Below are 2,607 nucleotides of genomic sequence, written 5' to 3' on the forward strand. Positions count from 1 at the left end.
TGATCCGCGACCGCGACACCAAGTTCAGCCGCGCCTTCGATGACGTCTGGCGTTCAATCGGAGCGCGGATCATCCGCACGCCCGTGCGGACGCCGGTGGCCAACGCGTTCGCCGAGCGATGGGTCGGCACCGTTCGCCGCGAGTGTCTCGACCATCTGCTCGTCGTCAACCGTCGCCATCTCCAACGAGTGCTGGCGATCTTTGTCGGGCACTACAACCAGCGCCGACCCCATCGCGGCCTCGGTCTCCGCTCGCCCGATGATCCTCCCGCGGACGCAGCGACCGCGGTGCCGCTGGAGAACCTCCGCCGTCACGACGTCCTCGGCGGACTCATCCACGAATATGAACTCGCCGCAGCATGACGATCGAGTTCTGACACCCGACAGGGTACCGGTGACCAAAATTCCGAGTGACGACCTTGTCCTCGTTCGCGATGACATCTTCAACCGCCACATGAAGGTCGGCGAAGATTCGGTGGAGCTTCGAGAGCACTTCCTTCAGCGCTTGCGCCCCGTTCGCTTCAAATTCTCGGAATCGCACGTGTTCTCGGGTCACGCGCTGTCCGGCGCGGTGCCCTCAGCGCTTCGTGGCCTTGCCCCTCTGAACAGCTCGCGCCAATCGCCCGCCGAGACCTCGACATCGAATTCTTGGCCGCCGCCGTGATGCGCCGCCAGGCGCGATCGCGCTCAGCGTCACTGACACCCTCGACCTGATCGAAACGCGCGATCGCGTTGCGAACGTGGGCCGCGTCAGTCAGCGGCTCCTTGCGCTCCGCAGGAAAGGCGAACGCCTTGTCGCTCAGTGGGTTCTCCGCCGTGCGCATCGCATCGCTGCGGCGGGGCGTCTTCTTGCCCTGCGCCGGAGTGCTCTGCACGGCCCGGGCCTTCGTGATGTTGCGCCGCGCGGCCTGCTTCTGCTTGGTCGTGGCCATAGATCGCACCTCCTTCAGTCAAGAAAAGAACGCGCATCCGCCAGTCCCACGCTCAAATCCGCACCGTACCCAACGGGAGAAAGGCACGAATCGGCGCGACGGCTCGTTAGCGCCTCACGACCACCTGAAGTTGATTACTCACATCAACTACTCCTGGAGTGTCCCATGCGTCGTCGCCTGCGGCTCGCTTGGCCAGGGTTGACGACACGTCGCCGGTGAGGATGACGACCTTCTTTTTGACGTCGACGGTAAGGTCATCGTCTTTGGTGAAGGGATTGACCCTCAATCGCTCCACGACCGCGGCCTTGATGTCGCCATCGGTCGGTTCGCCGAGCCATGGCTGGCCATACCAGCCGTAGTAATAGCGGTCGTCGGGATAGGTCCAAGGGATGAAGTTCGGCGCAACCATCGAGCGTCTCCCTTCGTCGAGGCAATGATGCATTGTTTGTCCTACCCCGTCGTCGATCCGCGACACCCGCACGCCGCGTCGTGGTGTTCAGGCGGCGTTGCGGTATTCGCTGATGAGGCCGCCGAGAATCCGGTCGCGTCGCACGTGCGGATAGCCGGCGCCGGCCGCGATGGCACTCGGGTCGCCGTCGTGGGCCGCGTCCGGGGTGCGCTGTAGCAGCGATCGGTGGGGTCGATGTTGGTTGTAGTGCTCGACGTACTCGTCGACAACGCGTCGGAGATGACGTCTCGCCCAGGATGAGGATGCGATCCAAGCATTCGCGGCGGAACGTCCCGATCCAGCGTTCCGCGAACGCGTTCGCGACTGGCGCCCGTCATGATGGCGATCTGTTCGGAGCCGAAGATCGTGTCGGACCCGGCCTCGAACTTGGTGTCGCGATCACGGATCAAGAGCTGGCTCGTGCCCGCGAAGCGGTTTGATGATGTTGCGGGCGGCTTGGGTGGTCCAGGCGCCGGTCGGATGCTTGGTGACCCCTGCGATGTGGACGCGACGCGTGTCGAGTTCGCGGCCGGAGCGCGGGCGGTGTCTTCATGTCGATCGCATCGACAGGAGGACCAAGCATGACGAGCACACCTCGGCTCCCGCAAGCGTAGATCACCGGCCTGTCCGGGTGGCTGCTGAAGCGGCTCAGCCGCAAGCACCTCGGCGAGGTCCCCGAGGCGACCGGCGTGATGTGGCACAACCGGGCGGTGCTGTTCAGCTCGATGGGCTTCGGCCGCAAGGTCGAGAAGTGGGACCGGCTCGACCGTACCCTGAAGACGTACGCGCACATGGCGGTTGCCTCATGGCTGAGCGTTCGCGAGGTCATCGCCGCTGAGCACGTTGTCGCGGTTGCCGTTTTGGTGCAGGTGGCCACGGTTCGTGTGCCCCGCCCGCGCGGCGACCTCGTTCGGTGTCGCACCCGCCGAGCACTACAGGCTGATAGCGGTGTGTCGCAGCCCGTGCGGGGTTAGCCCGTCGAGTCCCGCAGCCGCGACGGCGCGGTCCCAGTAACCGGGAGCGGAACACCCCCGCCTCGCACTGGGCCACCTCTCGGCGAGGGGGAGACGAGCGCGTCCCTCCGGACTCGGCGTACTCGGCGAGGTGGACGGTAAGCGCGTCGACGACCGGGCGGGGGAGGGGAACGGTCCTCCCGGAGGTGGCCCGCCGGCGTCAAGCCCACGTGAGATGCCAAGGTTTGCAGGAATTGCGCACAAGAACTGAGGCC

The 2,607-nt window shown here is 65.5% G+C and carries 4 protein-coding genes and 2 pseudogenes; 1 reads left to right on the forward strand and 5 read right to left on the reverse strand.

The window, feature by feature from the left end:
* The coding region (locus E6G06_22305; protein ID TML84834.1) for a transposase at positions 1-362 on the forward strand (362 nt) is incomplete at its 5' end.
* On the opposite strand, the gene E6G06_22310 is transcribed toward E6G06_22305, so the two are convergent.
* The 5 genes and pseudogenes from E6G06_22310 to E6G06_22330 form a co-directional block, all read right to left on the reverse strand.
* Positions 331-555 carry an ester cyclase gene (locus E6G06_22310; GenBank protein ID TML84835.1) on the reverse strand — a complete coding sequence of 75 codons (225 nt, stop codon included), beginning with the start codon at positions 553-555 and terminating at the stop codon, positions 331-333. The genes E6G06_22305 and E6G06_22310 overlap by 32 nt on opposite strands.
* A pseudogene (locus E6G06_22315) lies at positions 552-823 on the reverse strand (hypothetical protein). The gene E6G06_22310 and the pseudogene E6G06_22315 overlap by 4 nt, the downstream one beginning before the upstream one ends.
* A gap of 214 nt (positions 824-1,037) precedes the next feature.
* A complete protein-coding gene (locus E6G06_22320; protein TML84836.1) occupies positions 1,038-1,406 on the reverse strand; it encodes a BON domain-containing protein in 369 nt (122 codons plus the stop codon).
* 21 nt (positions 1,407-1,427) lie between these two features.
* A pseudogene (locus tag E6G06_22325) lies at positions 1,428-1,789 on the reverse strand (transposase).
* A gap of 522 nt (positions 1,790-2,311) precedes the next feature.
* Positions 2,312-2,596: a hypothetical protein gene (locus E6G06_22330; GenBank protein ID TML84837.1), complete on the reverse strand. Its 285-nt coding sequence runs from the start codon at positions 2,594-2,596 to the stop codon at positions 2,312-2,314.
* Positions 2,597-2,607 lie beyond the last annotated feature (11 nt).

This window comes from Actinomycetota bacterium, from assembly GCA_005888325.1.
Lineage (GTDB): Bacteria > Actinomycetota > Acidimicrobiia > Acidimicrobiales > AC-14 > AC-14.